Source organism: Pseudoalteromonas sp. NS-SX12 (genome assembly GCF_057367955.1).
Genome location: NZ_CM170635.1, coordinates 423,984 through 443,974, shown reverse-complemented (window position 1 = coordinate 443,974; position 19,991 = coordinate 423,984). Strand labels below are relative to the sequence as shown.

At 40.9% G+C, this 19,991-nt stretch carries 18 protein-coding genes; 5 read left to right on the top strand and 13 right to left on the bottom strand.

Features of this window, described 5'->3' with window-relative positions; all coding sequences use genetic code 11:
- Positions 1-122: 122 nt before the first annotated feature.
- Entirely contained in the window at positions 123-335 is a 213-nt protein-coding gene (locus tag AC2IOM_RS16215) for a hypothetical protein (RefSeq protein ID WP_010558902.1), read from the top strand.
- An 85-nt stretch (positions 336-420) separates the two neighbouring features.
- Here AC2IOM_RS16215 and AC2IOM_RS16210 read toward each other — a convergent pair whose 3' ends face one another.
- The 4 genes from AC2IOM_RS16210 to AC2IOM_RS16195 all read right to left on the bottom strand — a co-directional run bounded on the left by AC2IOM_RS16210 (position 421) and on the right by AC2IOM_RS16195 (position 6,540).
- Positions 421-3,384: a TonB-dependent receptor gene (locus AC2IOM_RS16210; protein ID WP_486360427.1), complete on the bottom strand. Its 2,964-nt coding sequence runs from the start codon at positions 3,382-3,384 to the stop codon at positions 421-423.
- A 774-nt stretch (positions 3,385-4,158) separates the two neighbouring features.
- Positions 4,159-4,815 carry an NAD(P)H-binding protein gene (locus AC2IOM_RS16205; RefSeq protein WP_486360426.1) on the bottom strand — a complete coding sequence of 219 codons (657 nt, stop codon included), beginning with the start codon at positions 4,813-4,815 and terminating at the stop codon, positions 4,159-4,161.
- A 140-nt stretch (positions 4,816-4,955) separates the two neighbouring features.
- Positions 4,956-5,573, bottom strand: a complete 618-nt coding sequence (locus AC2IOM_RS16200; RefSeq protein WP_486360425.1) for a LysE family translocator — start codon at positions 5,571-5,573, stop codon at positions 4,956-4,958.
- A gap of 91 nt (positions 5,574-5,664) precedes the next feature.
- Positions 5,665-6,540 carry an endonuclease I family protein gene (locus tag AC2IOM_RS16195; protein ID WP_486360424.1) on the bottom strand — a complete coding sequence of 292 codons (876 nt, stop codon included), beginning with the start codon at positions 6,538-6,540 and terminating at the stop codon, positions 5,665-5,667.
- A 317-nt stretch (positions 6,541-6,857) separates the two neighbouring features.
- Here AC2IOM_RS16195 and AC2IOM_RS16190 point away from each other — a divergent pair, with 317 nt between their 5' ends.
- Complete coding sequence (locus AC2IOM_RS16190) at positions 6,858-8,129, top strand: sensor domain-containing diguanylate cyclase (RefSeq protein WP_105172727.1); 1,272 nt, start codon at positions 6,858-6,860, stop codon at positions 8,127-8,129.
- 123 nt (positions 8,130-8,252) lie between these two features.
- Here AC2IOM_RS16190 and AC2IOM_RS16185 read toward each other — a convergent pair whose 3' ends face one another.
- Positions 8,253-8,696, bottom strand: coding sequence for a hypothetical protein (locus AC2IOM_RS16185; RefSeq protein WP_486360423.1), 444 nt, complete (start codon positions 8,694-8,696; stop codon positions 8,253-8,255).
- Positions 8,697-8,832: 136 nt separating this feature from the next.
- Positions 8,833-9,426, bottom strand: a complete 594-nt coding sequence (locus AC2IOM_RS16180) for a lysophospholipid acyltransferase family protein (protein WP_100915413.1) — start codon at positions 9,424-9,426, stop codon at positions 8,833-8,835.
- A gap of 269 nt (positions 9,427-9,695) precedes the next feature.
- Here AC2IOM_RS16180 and AC2IOM_RS16175 point away from each other — a divergent pair, with 269 nt between their 5' ends.
- The gene (locus tag AC2IOM_RS16175; protein ID WP_486360422.1) at positions 9,696-11,726 is read left to right on the top strand and encodes a CapA family protein; all 2,031 of its coding nucleotides are present in this window, start codon (positions 9,696-9,698) and stop codon (positions 11,724-11,726) included.
- A 29-nt stretch (positions 11,727-11,755) separates the two neighbouring features.
- Here AC2IOM_RS16175 and AC2IOM_RS16170 read toward each other — a convergent pair whose 3' ends face one another.
- The 3 genes from AC2IOM_RS16170 to AC2IOM_RS16160 all read right to left on the bottom strand — a co-directional run bounded on the left by AC2IOM_RS16170 (position 11,756) and on the right by AC2IOM_RS16160 (position 14,446).
- Positions 11,756-13,015: an outer membrane protein transport protein gene (locus AC2IOM_RS16170; protein ID WP_486360421.1), complete on the bottom strand. Its 1,260-nt coding sequence runs from the start codon at positions 13,013-13,015 to the stop codon at positions 11,756-11,758.
- 137 nt (positions 13,016-13,152) lie between these two features.
- Entirely contained in the window at positions 13,153-13,584 is a 432-nt protein-coding gene (gene yiaA / locus AC2IOM_RS16165) for an inner membrane protein YiaA (protein WP_010558912.1), read from the bottom strand.
- Between the two features lie 121 nt (positions 13,585-13,705).
- On the bottom strand, positions 13,706-14,446 hold the full coding sequence (locus AC2IOM_RS16160) for a helix-turn-helix domain-containing protein (protein WP_138633706.1): 741 nt from the start codon (positions 14,444-14,446) through the stop codon (positions 13,706-13,708).
- Positions 14,447-14,575: 129 nt separating this feature from the next.
- On the opposite strand from AC2IOM_RS16160, the gene AC2IOM_RS16155 reads away from it, so the two are divergent.
- Complete coding sequence (locus AC2IOM_RS16155; protein WP_486360420.1) at positions 14,576-14,917, top strand: hypothetical protein; 342 nt, start codon at positions 14,576-14,578, stop codon at positions 14,915-14,917.
- Positions 14,918-15,006: 89 nt separating this feature from the next.
- Positions 15,007-15,813 carry a DUF2145 domain-containing protein gene (locus AC2IOM_RS16150; protein ID WP_486360419.1) on the top strand — a complete coding sequence of 269 codons (807 nt, stop codon included), beginning with the start codon at positions 15,007-15,009 and terminating at the stop codon, positions 15,811-15,813.
- Here AC2IOM_RS16150 and AC2IOM_RS16145 read toward each other — a convergent pair.
- The 4 genes from AC2IOM_RS16145 to AC2IOM_RS16130 form a co-directional block, all read right to left on the bottom strand.
- Positions 15,810-16,763: an integrase repeat-containing protein gene (locus tag AC2IOM_RS16145; protein ID WP_486360418.1), complete on the bottom strand. Its 954-nt coding sequence runs from the start codon at positions 16,761-16,763 to the stop codon at positions 15,810-15,812. The two genes, AC2IOM_RS16150 and AC2IOM_RS16145, sit on opposite strands and share 4 nt — an antisense overlap.
- A 1-nt stretch (position 16,764) precedes the next feature.
- Complete coding sequence (gene dgcA, locus AC2IOM_RS16140; RefSeq protein ID WP_486360417.1) at positions 16,765-17,781, bottom strand: N-acetyl-D-Glu racemase DgcA; 1,017 nt, start codon at positions 17,779-17,781, stop codon at positions 16,765-16,767.
- Complete coding sequence (gene dgcN / locus AC2IOM_RS16135) at positions 17,781-18,773, bottom strand: N-acetyltransferase DgcN (RefSeq protein WP_486360416.1); 993 nt, start codon at positions 18,771-18,773, stop codon at positions 17,781-17,783. The genes dgcA and dgcN overlap by 1 nt, the downstream gene beginning before the upstream one ends.
- Before the next feature lie 123 nt (positions 18,774-18,896).
- Positions 18,897-19,772 carry a LysR family transcriptional regulator gene (locus AC2IOM_RS16130; RefSeq protein ID WP_010558919.1) on the bottom strand — a complete coding sequence of 292 codons (876 nt, stop codon included), beginning with the start codon at positions 19,770-19,772 and terminating at the stop codon, positions 18,897-18,899.
- Between the last annotated feature and the right edge of the window lie 219 nt (positions 19,773-19,991).

The window sequence follows — 19,991 nt, the reverse complement described above, 5'->3', positions numbered from 1 at the left end:
AAAACCTGAGATGCATTCTCGGGTTTTTTATTGCGTAAAATTTGCTTTGAATAAAATGTGTGCGAATTTGATTTTTTATGGTACAAAGTGGTTGTACATAAAATAACCGTAAGTGAAGTGTTATGTGTCGTAGAAATAAATTAATTATGCGCGTGGTATTAAGTGAGTTGATGACATCTCATCCAAAGCCAATTAAGCGCCATGAATTAGTTCTGTCTGGAGTGGCAGATAGCGATGTTGATACGGTAATCGAATATTTAACGCAAGAAAATTACATTCATTATGATGACCAAGGTCAGCTAATATTAAACGATGATTTTGAGTCTATTACGTAACTTGAACTTAGGTTACTTAACTTAATTATGTAAAACAAAAAGCCCGAAATAACTTTCGGGCTTTTTAGTTTTTTAAGTACGTAAATTAGAATGTATAACGTGCTTCAAAACGCAGGTAACGAGCACCTAAACGTGATGATGTCATACCCCAGTTCGGATTCACTTCTTGCCCGTTTTCACCGTCGCGCGCATGCTCTTGTACAACAGCTGTTTGCGTATCAAAGTTAAACACGTTAAATGCTGTTGCTTTTAACTCAAGTGGGTTACCGGCAACTGAAATGTTGTAAGCTAGGCTTAAATCAAACTCTTTTAGCCAATCTGTTTCGCCAAATGTGCCACGTGGAGCAGGGTTACCATCAGCATCATAGAATGATACATGGTCATAGCCACGGCTATTACATTCACTCCACACTGAGCTCGCTGCGCAGCTATCAATGCCTTCTGGGTGACGTGAGAATCGGCTAATTGGTACACCTGACGTAACACGCGCGTTAAAGCCAAGCACAAGATTTTCAGTAATGTTGTAATAACCATTTACTTTAAATGAGTGACGACGGTCATTTGGCAGGTTACCGCTTGAATGGTCCATTAAATCAGCGTAGTCATAAGAGGTAGTCCAACCTGGATCCGCTTGACCGTTATCGGTACGTACAAGGCCTTCGGTGTTACCCCAGCTGTGCGACCAAGTGTATGATGCGTTGTAATGGAAATCGTTGCCAATATTGCCTTTTAAGGTATTTTCAATTGCGCCATATTTACGTTTAGGGTCCGGCAATGCGATGTACTCTGCTGGAATAACAATGCGCTCGGCCACACCGTCGCCATTTGTATCGTAGAAAATATCAAGGTCAGTACCCGGGTTATTCAAGATATAAGCATAACCAGGATCGCTGTCGATACCGTTTTCTGCAAACCATTTGCGCATTACAGGGCCGTAGTTGGTGTCTTCAATTGATTTCTTTAAGTCGCGATAAATACCGCGTACACCATAAACTAAATCACCGTCTAAAAACTCACCCTGATAACCAATTGTAATTTCATCAGAATACATGGCTTCAAGGTCTTGGCTCACAATCATACCTGTGTTGATCTCACCAGTTTGTACAACATCTTCACCTAAAAATGCACCTGTACTTGGTGAGCCATCAGCAAGTAGCATTGGTTCGCCGTTTGCATCTAAATCTCCGAGTTCATAGTAGTAATGAATATCACGGCGTTGACCACCTTGCGTGATGTTCATGTTGGCTGATACTGGCTGGTAGTAGCGTCCAAATGTGGCATATACTTTTGACGTGCCTTCACCTAAATCATAAATCGCTTGTAGGCGAGGTGCGATTTGGTCGTCAACATCTACGTACTTTTCACCCGTAGAAACCGTGTTGTAAACGCTTGAGTAACGTAAGCCTAAGTTTAAGGTTAGTTGATCGGTAACCATCCACGTATCTTGAATGTAGAATGCGGTTGAGTTGACCTCTGAATTAGTGAAGTCGGTTCTTACACGTTGATCAATAAATGCTTCGCCCGCAGGGTGTCCAACTGGGTTACCTTCCCACGCGTAAAGTACTTCCCACCAACCAGCGCGATCACCAACACCATTTGGGCTGTTTTCGTAATCAACATCAATATTTACGTAATCAAAACCAATCTTGATATCGTGGTCGTCGAGTGTCCAGCTAAAGTCAGCGCGGAACTGATCGCGAATAAACTCACTTTCAGTAATTGATGATGCTGACTCTTGTGAGATTTTGTTCCAGCTACCTGAGAGTTGTGACCACACGAGTGGATCTGAGCTTGTCGCTGAGTTATACGTTTTATCTACTGTGCGACCAGCAACCACTTCAATCGACATATCGTCATTGAGAATACCTGAATATGTTAAGCCATAAATATCACCACCTGTACGCGACTTATAATCACTTAGAAACTCGCCAACGTCTTCTGTTTGCCAATCGTTTGCGTAAGTTTTACCTTTGCCTTTGTTAGTAAAGCCAATGGCTGTGGCAGTAATTGAATGATCGTCGGTAATAAACCAGTCAACAGTAGCAAGGTAACGGTCTGATGTATTTTCACCGATATCTATCGTGTTGTTTTTGCCGTTTTCGTAATCATTCTTTTGCGGCGCATAAACACCATAAAAGAATAGGGTATCTTCAATTAAAGCGCCGCCTGCCGAGATTGAGTAGCGGGTAAACGTGCTTTCGTCTTGCGCTGTATTTGAGAAGTAATTGCCTTCTCTATCGATTAAATTGTCGTGATGTGAACGCGTAAGTTCTGGGTCGATACGAGCGTATGCTTCGAATTCCCATTCATTGCTACCTGATTTTGATACGGCATTTACAATACCACCTAAAGCGCCACCAAATTTAGGGTCAATGCCGCCTGTCATAACTTCGGTTTGCGCAACACCTTCCCACGGTAAACCAATAGAGCCAATACCGGTTTTGATATTGGTAATATTAATTCCATTTAAATAATAGGCATTTTCAGCAGACGAACTTCCGCCAATGCTTGATGCACCAAATTCACCGTTACTTACAACACCTGGTGTCAGTAAAGCGATTGCTTCAAACCCTGCTTCCACAGGTAAACGCTCTAGTTCAGCTTTTGTAACAACGATACCACCGGTAGAAGATTCCATGTTAACGCGAGCAATGCTGCTACCGGTAATTTCTATGGTTTCCATATCAGTGCCGACAGAATACATGGTATTGTTAAATACAACTGATCCACCTACGGTCACCAGAAGATCTTGCTCGATGATCTGTTCATAACCATTTTTTTCAATGGTCATAATGTATTCACCAACAGGTAGTTTGCGTAGGGTATAACTGCCGTCTTCGTTGGTTGTGATAGTACGTGTTACACCTTTTGTTTTATGTTTTAGTGTAACCGTAGCGTTTTCGAGTACTTGCTGCTGCGCATTTGACACAACACCTTTTACAGTGCCGTTGAAGGTATCATTTGCAAACGTTGGTGCGCTTATTCCGATTGCGCCGGAAACGGCAAGGGCGCATGCCGAACGTTTAAGTAAGTTGCTTGTTTTTATCATTGTTGCATATCCTGAATTGTTGTGAAGGTATAATGTATACATTATGTAAATAGATGTAACATGGATGTGCTTGCTGTGTAAAGATTGTATACATTATATTTTGTATTGATTTACATTTACGGACGAAATGTAACCCTAGTGAAAAAGTTAAAATTCAAACAATACAAAAGGTTATGTATTTTAAGTTAATGTATCTTTGGGTGAAATTTAAACAATAATAATTTAACTAATTAGCGTCACTACAAGATTGTCGATGTAAAAAATGTGTTTAAGAATGCCAACATTAGTCAATTGGATATGTTAAGAATTGAGATCAAATTTAGGCAATGTACATAAAAACAGAGCTTTTCTTTTTAGCAAAAAACATGACTATTTTGATTTTGTTTTATGGCAAACATGGCAGGTGTTTTGTCAAGAGATCACGCCTTATACGTATGTCTATTTACAAGGCACTGCTAACTTTACTTTGTTAACGCGTAAAACGTTTATGTTCTTATAAATGCAAAAGTAACAGTGTTGTATTATGTCGAAATACAAAAAACATATAAAAATGCAAAGCATAAAATTAACACCAAATACTAGGTTAGATTCGTCTTACATTTTTGGAGTTTGAATGGTGAGGCTTATTTTGAGGTTGAGCGTTAATTTGTATGGAAAGGGAATATTAAAGGCTTGATTACAATACTATTTAACGCATTTAGCGCACAGTGATTTCAGGAAAATTGGTATCTTGGTAATTTAAAAGTTCCAAAGAGCTTGTAGTAAATAGCCTGATTAGTCTTTATGCAACTCAAACAGTTGGTCGAGTGAATAAATCGCTAACGGTGACGTTTGATTAAGTGACACATCAAGCATTTTTGTTGCTACTTTTGATGCGGTTATCGGTTGAAAGCGCTTTAGAAAAGCAAACTTACACAGTGCAGGTAATATTAAACTTGCCATATATTCGCCAAGGCGAAATGTATCTCGATTCCCCAAAAGTAATGACGGTTGTAAAATACTAATATGTTTAAAAGGCAGCGCCTTTATTTTTGTTTCTAGTTCGCCCTTCATTTTGAGATATGCGCTCACACTTTTACTATTAGCACCACTAGAAGACACTAAAATATAGCGACTAACGCCATTTTCCGCTGCAATTTTTGCTACTGTATATTGATAATCAACATCGACAATACGTTGTGCGTTAATTGAACCTGCTTGTCGCTTTGTTGTTCCCAAACAAGAAAATAACATATCACCGTTTATCAATGCGTGATGTTGTACTAGCTCGTCAAAATTAATTCTGTGGCAGGTTATTTTGGCATGATGAAACTCAACATTTCGCCTTACCAGTAGATTTATGTGCTTAATTTGATCACATTCAATTAATTGCTTTACTAGTTTGCTACCAACAAGGCCCGTTGCACCAATCACTGTTACGTTATACGCCATATATCTTTCTCAATTTTTATCGTATTAAGTTTATTGCGGTCGGTCTTTGTTTTAACTTAGTCGATCAACAACGTAACCCGGCCATTAACCTCTTTTTAATTTAAAAACGTTTTGGCGTGAAACTTTATACACGCCAGCTGCTAAATGTTGGTTACTACAACGCGTATCGCTAGCAGAATAAATGCAATGGCGAGCATATTGTTAATTGCTTTACCGTATCGTAACAATTCAAATTTTTGATTAGCATGACTAGTGATGAAACTTACCAAGCAATACCACAGTGTGTCGATCACTAAAACAGTAATGCACATAATAGCGGCTGAACTAATTGTTATGCTATCTGGGTCAATAAATTGCGAGAATAGCGCCAAAAAGAAAATGGCGAGCTTTGGGTTTAAAAATGCGATGGCAAAGCCATCTTGCGCTGCAGCAAAATTCCCCGTATTCGCATTATTCGTGATCTCAAAATGATTTGTTTTTTGTCGCAGAATATTAACTGCGAGATAAACTAAATAAGCGGCGCCAGCAAATAAAATTACCTTATACGCAATAGGAAATTCATGGATAAAACCGGCTAATCCAACAACCGCAAGTGTTGCGTAAATGCCAACTCCAACGCCATGGGCGACGCTTGCAATCAGACCTTGTTTTAACCCGCGTGTCATGGAGTGGGATAACACCACCGCTAAACTAGGTCCTGGGGACATAGCACCGATTGCACAAACACCAACAAGACTTATCCAAAGTGCAAAATCCATAATTATTCCTTTTTTTACCAGTTATGTTTACTGGTGTTGCAAATTCAACATACGTGTTTGTTTAGACCGTGCACAAGTTAAATTCGACGATTTAATCACAATCGGCTTTATACAATAACGTAACCCACTCAGGGTGGTCGATAAAGGGATTGCGATTTGCCTGAAAAGTATAAATTACCGTATTTCTGTTTATTTCGAAACTATCAACTGGGTCGGCAAAATGCCATTGCAATAACGTGCATAAATCGCCTATCTGGCCAACGCCGTCTTCGATTTTGCTGCGTGCAGTATCGTGATGGGTTACAACTTGTAAATCTGGCATATCATGGTGCGAACCATTTTCATACATCACATCCATGTAAAAAATCATGCGCGCAATATCGCCTTTAACCCCGTTATGTGGCTCAAAAGACTGTGATTTATACTTTTTATTCCAGGGGGCTTCTTTAATAGGCATGCCCCCATTAAAAAAATCATTATCACTGCGCTGAGTATTGAGTGACACATCGGCGGGTTTTATGTGATGAACATCGGTATAGCCTTGTTGCGAGCGCTTAGGGAAGCCATGACTTTTTGGCCAAATATGTTCTCGGTTCCAATAATCTTGATTACGACTAAATTTACCGGTGCCATTATGTCGTTTTGAAATCGAGGTGTTTTTATAAATTAACCGAATATTTTCGCGATTATTTGGCTCTTCATCGCTGTAGGTAAGTACCGACCATACTTCTTTATATTTAAGAGTGTGAAATTCGCGATTGATGTCTTTGTGAATTGCGTGTTTGAGCTTTTGTGGCCCTGCGCTAAGCGCACGGTAACTGTCGCGGTAATAAATATTTGCGTCAAATAAGCTCGCGTCTTTAACGGTCTCGACAATAGGGCAATGCGTACATGGGGCATTCGATTTGGCGAGTACAGAATTAACACTCAAATAGAAAACAAGCAAAAACAAACAAGGTTTTAACATTACGCGCATTTATTATTATTTTTTTAGGCCGCTAAATTGTACCTAGTTTATTGATAATTATGCAATCAAAAGCTCTGTGCGTAGTCAAATCATCAGATTTACGCTAGTTTACTTATTTAAAAACCGCACTAAATATAAGTGTATGACTTAATTGGTATTATTACTTAACTTTTCGTCTCTAAGAGTGTGAGAAAAACGCAAAGTAAGATATACTTGAGTAATATACACGCTATTGTTTCATGCCCGTACACTCTAGTGTGGCGATTAATTATGTCGCGCAGGTAAATAATTCCAAGAAAACTGACATTAGGTGACCAATGACGGCTGAATTAAAGAAGCGAATCGCTATTTTAGAAAGGATGTTAGATAACGTGGGTGCTTGTATTTTTAGTAAAGATTTAGATGGACGATATACCTATGTTAATCAAGCCGTATTAAATGTGTTTGATTTGAATGAAGAAGATGTACTCGGAAAAGACGATAGTCACTTTTTCAACTTAGCGAAGTCTCAAGAAGTCATCGAGAATGACCGCGCCGTAATGCAAACAGGCAAAGTGCTGGAAAAAGAAGAAACGAATTTTGTTAAATCGTTTAATAAAGAGAAAACTTACCGCATTGTAAAAAAGCCAATTTATGATGAAGACGCAAATATTATCGGCTTATTTGGTATTGCCAATGATATTAGCGAGCAACGTGAATTAGAAAGCAAAGTACATGAACAAAACCAACTGCTCGATATTGTATTAGATAATGTAGCAGCGCACATTTATATGAAAGATGATGCCCGTGAGTTTATGTATGTTAACGCTAAAGTAGCGTCGCTATTTGGTTTGCCGGTATCGCAAATTATCGGTGCGAAAGAACAAGATATATTGCCGGAAGAAATGGCTGCACATTTCCATCAAAGTGATTCAGAGTTATTTGCCAGCGGTAAAAAACAAACAATTGAAGAAACCGTAACGGATGAAAGTGGTAATACGCGCCACTATTTAAGTGTAAAAGTACCCTTTGAACAACAAGGACGCCGTTCACTAATTGGCTTTTCAACCGAAGTGACAGAACTTTATGAGCTCAAAGAGCAATTTCGTAAACAAGCAAATACCGATTATTTGACTGGACTGTATAACCGCCGTTATTTTGTTGAAGTTGCTGAACGGGAATTTAAGCGAGCAATGCGCAGTGGCGAACCGTTTGCGTTAATGTCGCTGGATATCGACCATTTTAAGCGCATAAATGACAAGTTTGGTCACCCAGCAGGTGATGAAGTGCTTAAAACAATAGCAAAAAACCTGATTGGAAATTTACGTGACGAAGACGTTTTAGCGCGTATCGGTGGTGAAGAATTTGCGATTATTTTGCCACATACGAACTTTGAACAAGCCAGTAAGGTAGCTGAGCGCATTCGTGATTATCAATCATCTCATGCCATAGCTACGGAGCAAGATGATGTGTTGGCAAAAGTGAGTATCGGCTTAGTGATGCGAGAACATGACGATGATACTTTCGATAGCATGTTTAAACGTGTTGATAAGGCGCTTTATCAAGCCAAAGAGCAAGGCCGCAACCGAGTCGTCGCGCACGTAAGTTAAGCTGTTGCACGTTACTCATTTTTACAGCCCGTTGTTAGTTTAAAGCCGCGAAATCGCGGCTTTTTTGTTTCTGTTCGCGTTAGTTCGAATACTACATCGCGAATAGATGAAGTCAGTAACAGGTTATTGGCTGCGCGTTTGTTCTAGCCGCGTCAGTACGTCTATGGCATTTAGATAAACCTCATTCGACCCACTGTTTTGCCCGCCAAATGATGTGCTTAGCTTGTAGGTGTGTTTCATATCATTGAGCAAGTCATGTTTTTGATTTGGTAATTCATTCATTGAAGTAGGGGCACCAATCGCCATCATTTCACCGCGGCCAATAAATCCACCTTCAAATAACTCTTTAGATAGGCTGCGAATTTCATCGCCATAGATACTGTGTAAATCGTACTGAGAGGCAATGGTTTGCCAGTTTTCATTCATTTTATGGGCTTGTTCACTGATTGACACCGAATCACTGACACTTTTGTTCACTGTATCTTGAGGCGTCTGATCTGCGTGTGTCACCCGCAACGATTGAGGTTTGTTAACCGCACTGAGGTTACTTGCGCTGTATACATTCATGATTGAGTTCCTTTCATACGTATTGTGTGGAACAAAATATGAGCAAGTTAAGTGCCAATCCTTATTATTTTAGAGCGTTTTCAGCGCACAGTAAGTTCAATTTTGTTGCGCTTGCACACGTAACACAGTGTATTAATTAACCTGATACATTGCTTGGATACTTGGCCATCGCCTTTGGAAATTGTTGTTTGATAAGTGCTAAGTCAGCTTCGATATCACCGCTTAGTGTAACCGGTGGCATTACAATAAATTCTTTGGTGCGAAAATCGAGTGCCATAGGCACAACAGGAACATTAGCAGCATAGGCTATGTGTAAAAAGCCCGTCTTCCATTCATCGGTGTGCTTTCGTGTGCCTTCTGGTGCAATGCCTAGAATAAGTTTGTCTTGTTGTTGAAATACATCGGCAACCTGCGCAACCAAACCGTGCTTAGAAGAGCGCTCAACGGCAATGCCACCCCACTTTTTAAGTAAAACACCCAGCGGCCAGAAAAATATGGTGTGTTTACCAAGAAACTTAATCTCGATACCCAACGAAAGCTTAACGGCGATTGCGATTATAAAGTCCCAATTTGATGTATGAGGTGCCACAGCCGCAACAAATTTTGACTGATCCGGGAATGCCCCAGAGACACGCCAACCAAATAACTTAAGAAAGTTGCGTCCGATAAAACGACCAAGTTGGCTGTTTGTGCGAGGAATTGAATTAGGTACTTCAGTGTGCATAAGCATATATTATTTTTACTACCATCTATCACCATCACAGATTTAGAGCATAAAGTCTAGTTGTTTAGTAATGGTTTCTATTTTGCTAATACTACCGTGAGTGGGTTTGTTGTGATGGATGAGCGCATCAAGTAGCAAAGTGTTTTTGACACTATACTTTAACTCCATACAGGGCTATAACCTCAGGTTATGCACACCCTTTATTCTGTCACTGTTGCTGGTGTGTTTTCCGTGTTAGCGTATTGCTTCATAACCAAAAAAACAAACTTAAAAAAATGATTTTACGAATAGCGCTTACAGTCTGTTTACTCTTGCCGCTCGTGAGCAAAGCAGAGAGCTTAATGATGTTGTCGGGCAAGGTTGTTACAGATAGCAATAAACCAATTGCCAATGCACATATAAAAATTGGCGACACATCCGTTGTTACTTCAAGTGAAGGTAACTTTTCATTAGAGCTGTCAAAACATACCATATATGCGCTCGATATTAGTGCTTCTAATTTTTATAGTATGCGCTTTAGCTATTCGCACTTCGAACTTGAAAACAGCCATACAGGCAATGTTGATTTAGGCAAAATCACCTTAGTTGCTAAGAAAAAAGAGCGGGTTCTGTTAGCGTTTGGCGGCGACGTAATGATGGGCAGGCGTTATGCCAAACCGTATTTTGATAATCCTACTCTCATTCACGATGAAACGATCGCCACTGATACCAAAGCAATTGTTCAGTATATGGCGCCTTACATTAAAAAAGCCGACTTTGCAGCGGTTAATTTAGAAAGCCAAATAGCGGATAAAACACCAACGCAACGTGCGCCTAAATCGGTGACGTTTTTCTCACCACCAGAGACGATTAGCGCACTTAAAGATGCGGGTGTTGATTACGTCACTCTTGGAAACAACCATACTTACGATTACTTAGATTCAGGTCTAAAATCCACCCTAGAAGCGCTGAATTATTACCAAATGCCGTATTCAGGCGCAGGCGTTAATGAAGCCGAAGCGCTCAAAGCGTATCGTACATCTATTCAAGGTAATCAGTACGCAATGCTTGGTTATGTTGGATGGGAAGGCAGTGCACAGCCTAGTCAAACAGCAGCAAAGGTAAAGGGCGGGGCAGCCTATGGCTCTTATGACAATATTGTTGCTACAGTGAAACGCGAAGTGGCAGATAATCGTGTAACGGTTGCGCAATATCATGGCAGTCTGGAATACCAAGATGAACCTTCAATGATGACCGAGACACGCTTAAAGGCGGCAATTGACGCCGGCGCAGATCTGGCAATTGCACACCATCCGCACGTTGCGCAGGGTTTTGAAGTGTATAACGGAAAGCTGATTGCGTATTCAATGGGCAACTTTATTTTTGATCAGTTTTTTTACGCTACAAATCACTCATTTATGTTGTACGTTTGGATGGATGGCGAGCGCTTCTATCGTGCTGAAGTTGTGCCGGTTTATCTACAGGGCTATGTGCCAACGCCGGCAACAGGCAGTCATCGTACACGTATTTTGACACGTCTTGATGAGCTAACCAGTAAACGCAATACCCATTTTGCACGAAATGCCGGCCATGGCGTTATATTACCAAACACAAAAGTGGCGAAAGAATTTGAAATTACACTTTCGGCACAAAATAAACGTGTTTTAGCCTTGCCTTATCGTGCAAGCGAAGGACATGTTACGGCCGTTAAAACGAGTGAAAAAAACCGCTATCGATTAGGGATAAATTTGATAAACAACGCGAATTTAGAAACCCACATGGCATATTATTCTCATGATCGTGGATTTAATTTGGACCAAAGTTCGTTCCAGATCAGTGATAAACAGGCTTTCAGTGGCGATTATGCGCTAAAAAGCCAAGGTGACAATGGGCAGTCGCAACTGGCAATGACTAACTTTACGCGTGTTTACCGAGCAGGAAACCCAGCAACCGTCAGTGCAATGGTGAAAGGTAAAGGTAGGGTTAATGTTTATTGGCAGGGGCGTAAAACGCGAGGTAAATTACTCGACTCACTAAAAAATGGTAAAAAACATCGAATAGATAGCATTGAGCTTAATGGAAATTGGCAAGAAATAGCCAGTGAATTTAATACGCCAAGAGTAGGGTATCGCAGTATTCGCGTGTTGTTTGAGTTTGAGCACAGTGGAGAGGTGTTTATAGACGATATAGCCTTTATCGAGTGGCGAACCCCTTTTCTGCCAAAACAACAGCAAGCACATTTTCATAATGGGGCGGGCCATGCAACCTATATTGGCTTTGAACAGCCATTGAAAAAGACTGCAGGGCTTGTGATAAAACAACGCTAAAAAAAGAGGCAAATGCCTCTTTTTTACGATTAGAATGTGTAGCTGTATTGCACTGCAGCTAAACTGGCGTCGCCGTGCGATTCAAAACCCCAAGTTTGGCCTAAATCATCACGTTCTTCAAAACTAACCGACTCACCGTCAATGAAGGTGACTGCAAAATCAATTTTATGCTGTTTGTTAGGCGAATAGTTTAAGCCGGTGCTGTACCAAATTCGGTCGCTATCTGGAATTGAAATTGACTTGTGCGCCGAGTTAGTCGGTGTCGCGTCATTGGCGATACCTGCACGGATCATTACTGTCGGTGTAAGCTGATAACTCGCACCGAGCGATACACGATATGCATCGCTGAAATCTTCAGTTTTGGTAAATACTGCGTCTTCTTTGCCTTCAACATAAGCGGCCAACTCTTGGAAATCACTCCAGTCGGTCCATTGCACGCTGTAATGAATAGCCAATGCCGGAGTTAAAGCGTGATAACCCGAAAACTCAGCAATATCAGGTAAGGTGATGGCAAGTTCGCCTGGTAATACCTTACCTTGTAAACCGCCAATCATGGTCGGTAGTTGATTAGAGTAATCACCTTCTAGGTCGAGCTCTACTTGAGAGCGGTAGCTTAGGCCAAAACGGTGGTCATGGTTTACTTCGTACAATGCACCGATATTCCAACCAAATGCAATATCATCACCTTCTAAGTTTGCTGCTTCTAACTCATTTGGTAGGTTAAATGCTGTTTCACCAAAGTGTCTAACTAAGTTTGCGTCGGCATAGACTAAATTTAAACCTGCGCCTACGCTCAGTTGCTCTGTTACCTTGTATGCAGCACTTAGATTAAAATTAACCGTGGTAAGTGATGTTTCGCCGGCGAGTTGACCCGCGTTGTAATCGTCATTTAGCTTGGTGCTTAAACCATAGTTTGAAAATGCACCACCACCAAGCGTTAAACGCTCGTCGATTGGTAACACAAAATATCCTGCTGGAATGACAGCTGAAGGCGCGATGCTGTTGTCATTTAAGCTTGTGATATCACTGCCGTTTGAGGCACTTAACCCAGATACCGACACATCGGGCGCAATGTATGACACAACACCACTGATTTGTGCGTCTTTAATTTTGCTCATACCTGCAGGGTTACGCGCAACAATACTGGCATCATCGGCAATCGCAGCGTCACCTGCGAAGGCTCGGCCTAAACCTGATGCACTGTGTTCATTGAGTTGAAAAGCGCCAGCGGTGGCATTTGCACACACCATCATTAGTGATGATGCGATAAGTGTTTTTCTAATAAGCACGGACGTTACTCTTTATAGTAAGATTTCGCGCTAGTGTAGAGTAATGAAAAGTGTAAGCCTGTAGTTATTGGTGATTGTTGTAATTACGTGGTTACAAATGTAAAAAAAGGGAAGCGAGCTTCCCTTTTTAATTACTATTATTCAATTATTTCTGGCGATGCAGGGGCATCTTCATCCTGTTTGAACGCTAACATATCGCGAATATTCTTTTGTACCGTGATGGCTGAAAACAGTGATAAGGTATACGCCATGGCAAAAAAGCCCTTTTCACTGAGTAACATATCGGCGTTAAACAGGCCAATCGCAAGTAATGCAATAGCAATTGCCAGTGATACCCAGCAAATCATTGTGTACGGCTTTGATATAGGTAAACCTTGTTGTTTATCACGTACCACTTTTTGTAACGACACTGCTGCAAATAAACTGTAAAGCAAAATAATTAGGTAATAACCTTTCTCGTTCAACAGTAAGGTTGCATTGTATAAGCCAATTAAATACGCGCCCATGCCAATCACTAAACTTGCGATAGCGCTTAATTTAAATGCGCTGGTTGGTTTTAAATTATCCATAATATTTTTCCATGCTTGTCAATTAAGTTACATACAAGTATCGGGATAATTACAAATAAGTAAACTTTATATTTGAAAGTTGCTTATTTTACGCTTTCTGGTATTAATTTGTGCTACTAAACTAACTTTTTGTGCGTCTAAACTGTTCGAATAACGATGGCTCCCATGGCCGCATCGCAAATAATATGCCCATGTGTTTGCGTTTATCAAGGGCAAGATCAGCATCTTCAATATTGAGTTGTGCGGCTTCTTTAGTCAGCTGTTCTAGTTTCTTCTTAATGTAATCGATGGAAGTTTGTGAATAACGACCACGTAAATAGAAGCGAGATGCATCAATGTTATCGAATTTGTTAGCCATAAACTTAGTCATGACTTCGTTTTCCATAAAGCGCTCTAATGGTCCATTTTTTTGCCAACGAAAATCTTGTGCGATAAGCGATTTGTAATGATTATTGGGCAATAGCTGAATAATTTTGAGTTTGTCTAGCTTAGCCATCAAACGGATCGCTTCGAATTGATCTATGTCGTATTGGTCAATAATTTCATCAAATTGCCAGCCATCGCGAATACATACCGCAACAAGTAACAGTTTAGGGTCGTCAACCAGCTGTTGTTCTTGCTCTAAGTTTAATTGTGATAATTGGCTTTGTTGTTTCTCAGTTAATGAAAACAAATCAGTAAGGCTAATATTGAGCAGTTGGCAAATTTGTTCAAGCCGCGTTAGCGAAAAGTTATTACTAGCAAAAACACGCTTTACATTTGCTTCACTTAAATCTAGATGCGCTGCAACATCGCGGTAGGTGAGTTTATGTTGTTTAAGCAATTGTTTAAGCGTTAAGGTGACGCTTTTAATTTGGCTCATAATCATCCTTGGTATTATTTTTTGATACTTTAAGTCTTTAAATCTCATACTTCAACCATTTTGGTTTACAGAGATAATCCTTTCTCCTAATTTAAAAAACGTAAACGGAACCACCCAAGAGGAATTAACATGAAGTTTATTAAATCAATTGTAATCAGTTCAGTACTTTTCGCAGCAATGCCGTATCACGCAAATGCAGCATCAGATAATTTTAGTGAGGCGAGCAAGCATTCATCGCTAGCAACGGTCCATTCAGCAAAAGGCTCAGCACAAGTTGCTAGCGGTGTAGTCGCGGTACCTTTAATTGCTGCTGGCAGTGTTGGCATGGCGAGTATGGCTGCGGGCGATAAAGCAATGCGCACTGCAAAATCACTTAGCAAAAAACCAGATTCACCGCTTGAAATTACCGAGGTGACTATCACAGTAGACCGTTCACCTGCACATGCAATGAAGAAAAAGTGTAAGCAGTAATTAAGTAATCTGAATTCGGAGTAACAAATGAGTTTCTAGCAGCTCCTGTTACTTATTTCCGGGTTAAATAGCATTAAGGGAGAAACATTATGAAATGGACATATGCATTATTTAGTTGCTTGTTGTTATCGAAGGCTGCCATTGCAGGCAGCCAGCAACAACAAAAGCAAACGTTTCCGGTTGAGGATGTAACCGCGTTTGCTAAACAAGTTGAGCACTATGCCGCTAAAAAAGGTGCGCGTGCATTTATTATTGCGCGCATGGGGCAAGCGAAAAAAGATTTACCAAAAGGTGTCAATTTCACCCATTCGGCATTAGCGATTTATTCTGAAATTGCCCTTGATAACGGCGACACAGCAAAAGGGTATGCTATTTATAACTTGTATCAAGAGCTAAAAGATAAAGACAAAAGCAGTTTAGTGACAGATTATCCTGTGGATTTTTTTTGGGGTGTGCCAGAGCTTACTGCGGGTATTATTATTCCTGACAGCGACCTACAATCTCGACTAATTGAAGCCGTTATTAACGGTAATAATGTTACTTTGCACAATAGCAATTACTCACTTATATCAAACCCTTACACAACAAAATATCAAAATTGCAACGAGCATTTATTAGATCTGATTAACTCAGCGATTTATCAAACTACAGATAAACAGCAATTAAAAGCGAACACCAAAGCGTATTTTAAGCCGCAGCGTATTAGAGTAAACCGTGCAAAGTTGGCAATGGGAAACTTATTTATGGATGGAGTGTCGACCGATGATCATGGTACGAAAATTTATACCACCACGTTTACGAGCATAGCGAAATACCTGTCATCGTATGATTTGGCATCAAATGTCATAACGCTTAGTTACAATCAACCCGCTCGTCAGTTACTTGCGTCTAACTAGCGCATATTATGAATCAGCGTAGGAAAATACGGATTGGTGCGGTAACTCGCACCTAAGAAATCTCGCCAGCCTTGCCACTCATCATATACTTCGTTAGGTAAAATCGGCAGGTTATCTGCAATGAAATGGCGCTTGGTAACATAATCATTAATACTGCGAAATTGCTGTTCGCGCACCATCGTTTTAAGTGTTGAAAACGAAGGTAGTGTGTGTTGGTTACAATCGCATAATCCTAAAAAATCACGCCAACTAATCCAGTCGTTTTTGTACTTTTCGCGCGGTTTACAGGGTAGACGAATGTCACAACGTTTCGCGCGCTTTTGATAATCACTGGCTGAGGTAAATTTAAATTGTTTCGCAACCGATTTGGCGGTGTTGTATTCGCTGTAAAGCTTATTGTCTTCACGTTTAGTGCCTAAAAAGTCATACCAAGATATCCAGTCATTCACATAATGTTTAATTGGGTTAGGAGGCAGCTTTTCGTCATGTTCTTTACGCGTTGCAAAATAAGCAAGCGAACTTGAAATACCGAGCGCTTTTGCAGCTTGCTGGGCTTCTTTGTAGTCTTGGTAATAGGTCTTTCTTTTAATGCCGAGAAAGTGCGACCAACCTTGCCATTGCTCTGCGTAAAACTGTTCGGGTACTTTGGGCAGGCGCTCGTCAACTGATTTACAAAATAGCTTATATGCACGGGCATTTTTAAAATTTGCGTTTGCAGCAACGCGTTTTGCACTGGAGTAATCTTTGTAAAGTCTTTCTGTGGCAGGGGCTGTGTTTAAAAAATCATGCCAGCCTTGCCACTCATTTTTGTAATAGGACTGCGGATTAGAATGTAAACGACTATCACATTGGCAACGCCGATAGCGATAGTCGATAGCACTGGTAAAGTTAAAAGTGTGTGCTGCGTGCTTGGCTTCGGCAAATGTCGTATAAAAGTCACGCTTGCTCATACTAAAGCCCCGCTATTTTGCTTGAGTGTGCTTTTGCTTCCCCCCAAATAAAGGGGGTGGGTTGAGACATTTGTGTACCATGAAACTCAAAGCCACATACAATATCGCTGCTAAGGAGCAAAGGTCCATCTAAATCAACAAAATCAGCGTGCTGTGCAATTAGAAAGGCGGGTGCCATCGCTAACGAACTCGCTACCATACAGCCGGTCATAATAATAAAGCCGTGTTGTTTTGCTTCGTTTAATAAAGCTAGTGCCTCGGTTAGACCGCCAGTTTTATCAAGCTTAATATTGATTGCCTGATAGCGGTTTTTAAGCTCTGCTAATTGGTGTCGTGTATGGCATGATTCGTCGGCACAGATTGGAACGCAAGGCGTTAACTGAGTGAGCGCCTGATCATTACCGGCTGGCAGGGGTTGTTCTATCAATGCAACATTGTACTGTTTCAGCGTAGGCAATACGGCTTTTAATAAATCGAAATTCCATGCTTCATTCGCATCAACAATAAACTTGCTGTGTGGCGCTGCTACGTGAATTGCTTTCATTTTATCTAGCACCGAATCGGCATCAAGTTTGACCTTAATGAGCGGTGCATTGGCTAATGCTTTTGCCGCAACAGCCATATTTTGTGTACTGTCTAAACTAATTGTTTGAGCTGTCGTTAAGGGGCGTAATGGTATTTTCAGCATTTTGCTAACACTTTGTGATTGTGACTTCGCGTTAAAGTCCCAAAGTGCGCAATCAAGCGCGTTACGAGCAGCGCCTGCTTTTAATTCACTGATTGCGTGCTGGAGCGCAGCTTCCGATGAAAATTCACAGCCCAGCGCTTCGATTTGTGCAGCTACTGATGCACAGGTTTCACCATAGCGAGCATAGGGCACAGCTTCGCCAATGCCTTGAAATTCGCCGTCTGAAATAGTCACAAGAATCGTTTGTGCATGGCTTTTAACCCCGCGTGAAATACGAAACGGCTGTGCTAAGGGCCAAGATTGTTGATGTAATGATATCGAAATAGCCATTATAAATTGTCCACAATTGATTGTACGCCATGACGTAATGGATCAACCACGGGCAGTCCCAGCTCTTGACTTAAATTACGGCAGATTTCATTGGCTTGTTGTTCACTTACCGAGGATGTATTAATTGTAATACCAGCAACTTTAACCGCTGGATTAGTGATACTGGCTGCCGCAAGATTAAGTTCGATTGTGTGCTTTAAAGTAGGTAAAGGGCGATCTGTTAGCCCGCGCATTGAACTGCGTCCAAGCGCATGACAAATAACCAGCGCATCCGGTTGTGAACCGTGCAATAATCCAAGGCTGACACCTGCAAAGGCGGGATGCGATAACGAACCTTGGCCTTCGATTATATCCCAGTGATCAGCAGTATTATTGGGTGATAATGTTTCCGCTGCACCGCTAATAAAATCTGCCACTACACAGTCAATTGCAAGGCCTTTGCCCGCAATTAGTACGCCGCATTGGCCTGTTGCGCGAAAATCCACATTTATGCCGTTTTCACGCATTGCACTCTCAAGGGCTAACGAAGTATACATTTTGCCAACCGAACAGTCAGTACCAACGGTCAATAGGCGTTTACCGCTGCGTTTATAGCCAGTACCTGTAGCGAACTTTTCAGTTGGGTGGCGAATGTCGATTAATTTGCAGTGATGTTGTGAACTTAGCGCTACAAGCTCATGAAAATCAGTGAGTTTATCGTGAAGGCCGCTGACAATATCCATGCCATTTTCAATTGCTTCTTTTATATAGGGCAGCCAGCTTACATCAATTTTACCGCCAGAATTGGCAAACCCTAGTACAAAGGTTTTCGCTCCTTTTTCAGCAGCTTCGGCAATGCTCATATCGGGTAAGTTAGCACTTTCAGAACAGCCATCTAAACGATATTGACCAACGCATAACTCTGGCTTCCATGTGGCTACGCCTTTGGCCATTTTGATGGAAAGTGGATCGGTGGCATCGCCAAGGAAAACTAAATAAGGGGCTTGTAGCATAGTGGGTCTCGTTGTTCTTAATGTTGATACCTCTACACTAAGTGAATGTACAAACCTTGCCTATTTCCAAGCCTTTTTAGGCCTATAACTAAAGGTTATAGGTATTATTTTTGAATGTGTTAACTAAACCTGTTTCATTAAAATATCGATAAATGCCTGGCAGTTAACCGATAAAGGTTTATCACTTAAATGAAGCGCTTGTACATCAAATTCCAGCTTAGGTTTGAATCCTGCGTAGTCGGTATCATTTGTTAAATTACCTCGCGCAGTAAATTCATCTACCACACATACGCCAATATTTTGCGCCACTAAACGCGACGCAATGAAATAGGTTTGTACTTGAATCGAACTTGACACACTGACTTCATTTTCGGATAAGCGATTCCATAATAAGTCACCGAGCGGTCCGCTATCCCAAATGCCGATTAGTTCATGCTTTGCCAGCTCACTGGTTTCGATATCAGTTTGCTGCGACGGCAAAATTGGTTTGGGTGCAACCATTACCATCTCGCTTTTACAAAGTGGAATTGCGCTGATGTTGGCTATCGGTGGCGGAGAAAACATAATAGCTAAATCGAGTTTATGTTCCATCAATGCTTGTTGTACATCTTCGTTATGTAATGTTTGCAAGTTTATATGTACTCCTGGGTAGCGCTTTTTAAATTCGCTAATTACAAGAGGAATAAGATCAAAACCAAGCGCTGGAGTAAAGCCAATATTAATGTGCCCAGAGCTGCTTTTCTTGATATTTTCTGCGGTATTTCTAACCCCGCGGATCTGCTTGTATACCTTGTCGACTTCGCTAAACAAGGCTTCTGCTTGCGAAGTGGGGATAAGGCGTCCTTTTACCCGTTCAAATAGTGCAAAACCTAATTGTTGTTCGGCATGAGCCAACACCTTACTCACTGATGGTTGAGAAACATGAAGAAACTGCGCCGCATTGGTGATTGAACCAGTTGTGTATATGGCGTGAAATACTTCAATGTGTCTTAATCGCATAGTGTTCTCGTTCTTTTAATGCTGAATTTAATGCTTAGCAAGTCGCTAAATTGGACTCGTTGTAAACCAAAAGTCTACTCAACGTATCGATTTATTATATTTGTATATTATTTTATGCAATAAAACGAGTTTCTGTGAGAAAGATGTAACGTCATATTAACAAAGGTGAAATCCCCCCTGGTAGTGACGAAATAATCGGTATGCATAACTTTAGGTTAT

Bases quoted from the DNA above. Each gene is read 5' to 3' on its own strand.
- AC2IOM_RS16185 (WP_486360423.1), bottom strand. From the start codon at position 8,696: ATGAATGTATACAGCGCAAGTAACCTCAGTGCGGTTAACAAACCTCAA.
- AC2IOM_RS16210 (WP_486360427.1), bottom strand. From the start codon at position 3,384: ATGATAAAAACAAGCAACTTACTTAAACGTTCGGCATGCGCCCTTGCC.
- yiaA (WP_010558912.1), bottom strand. From the start codon at position 13,584: ATGGATAATTTAAAACCAACCAGCGCATTTAAATTAAGCGCTATCGCA.
- AC2IOM_RS16150 (WP_486360419.1), top strand. From the start codon at position 15,007: ATGAAATGGACATATGCATTATTTAGTTGCTTGTTGTTATCGAAGGCT.
- AC2IOM_RS16160 (WP_138633706.1), bottom strand. From the start codon at position 14,446: ATGAGCCAAATTAAAAGCGTCACCTTAACGCTTAAACAATTGCTTAAA.
- dgcA (WP_486360417.1), bottom strand. From the start codon at position 17,781: ATGGCTATTTCGATATCATTACATCAACAATCTTGGCCCTTAGCACAG.
- AC2IOM_RS16200 (WP_486360425.1), bottom strand. From the start codon at position 5,573: ATGGATTTTGCACTTTGGATAAGTCTTGTTGGTGTTTGTGCAATCGGT.
- AC2IOM_RS16175 (WP_486360422.1), top strand. From the start codon at position 9,696: ATGATTTTACGAATAGCGCTTACAGTCTGTTTACTCTTGCCGCTCGTG.
- AC2IOM_RS16205 (WP_486360426.1), bottom strand. From the start codon at position 4,815: ATGGCGTATAACGTAACAGTGATTGGTGCAACGGGCCTTGTTGGTAGC.
- AC2IOM_RS16180 (WP_100915413.1), bottom strand. From the start codon at position 9,426: ATGCTTATGCACACTGAAGTACCTAATTCAATTCCTCGCACAAACAGC.
- AC2IOM_RS16190 (WP_105172727.1), top strand. From the start codon at position 6,858: ATGACGGCTGAATTAAAGAAGCGAATCGCTATTTTAGAAAGGATGTTA.
- AC2IOM_RS16130 (WP_010558919.1), bottom strand. From the start codon at position 19,772: ATGCGATTAAGACACATTGAAGTATTTCACGCCATATACACAACTGGT.
- AC2IOM_RS16215 (WP_010558902.1), top strand. From the start codon at position 123: ATGTGTCGTAGAAATAAATTAATTATGCGCGTGGTATTAAGTGAGTTG.
- AC2IOM_RS16195 (WP_486360424.1), bottom strand. From the start codon at position 6,540: ATGTTAAAACCTTGTTTGTTTTTGCTTGTTTTCTATTTGAGTGTTAAT.
- AC2IOM_RS16145 (WP_486360418.1), bottom strand. From the start codon at position 16,763: ATGAGCAAGCGTGACTTTTATACGACATTTGCCGAAGCCAAGCACGCA.
- AC2IOM_RS16155 (WP_486360420.1), top strand. From the start codon at position 14,576: ATGAAGTTTATTAAATCAATTGTAATCAGTTCAGTACTTTTCGCAGCA.
- dgcN (WP_486360416.1), bottom strand. From the start codon at position 18,773: ATGCTACAAGCCCCTTATTTAGTTTTCCTTGGCGATGCCACCGATCCA.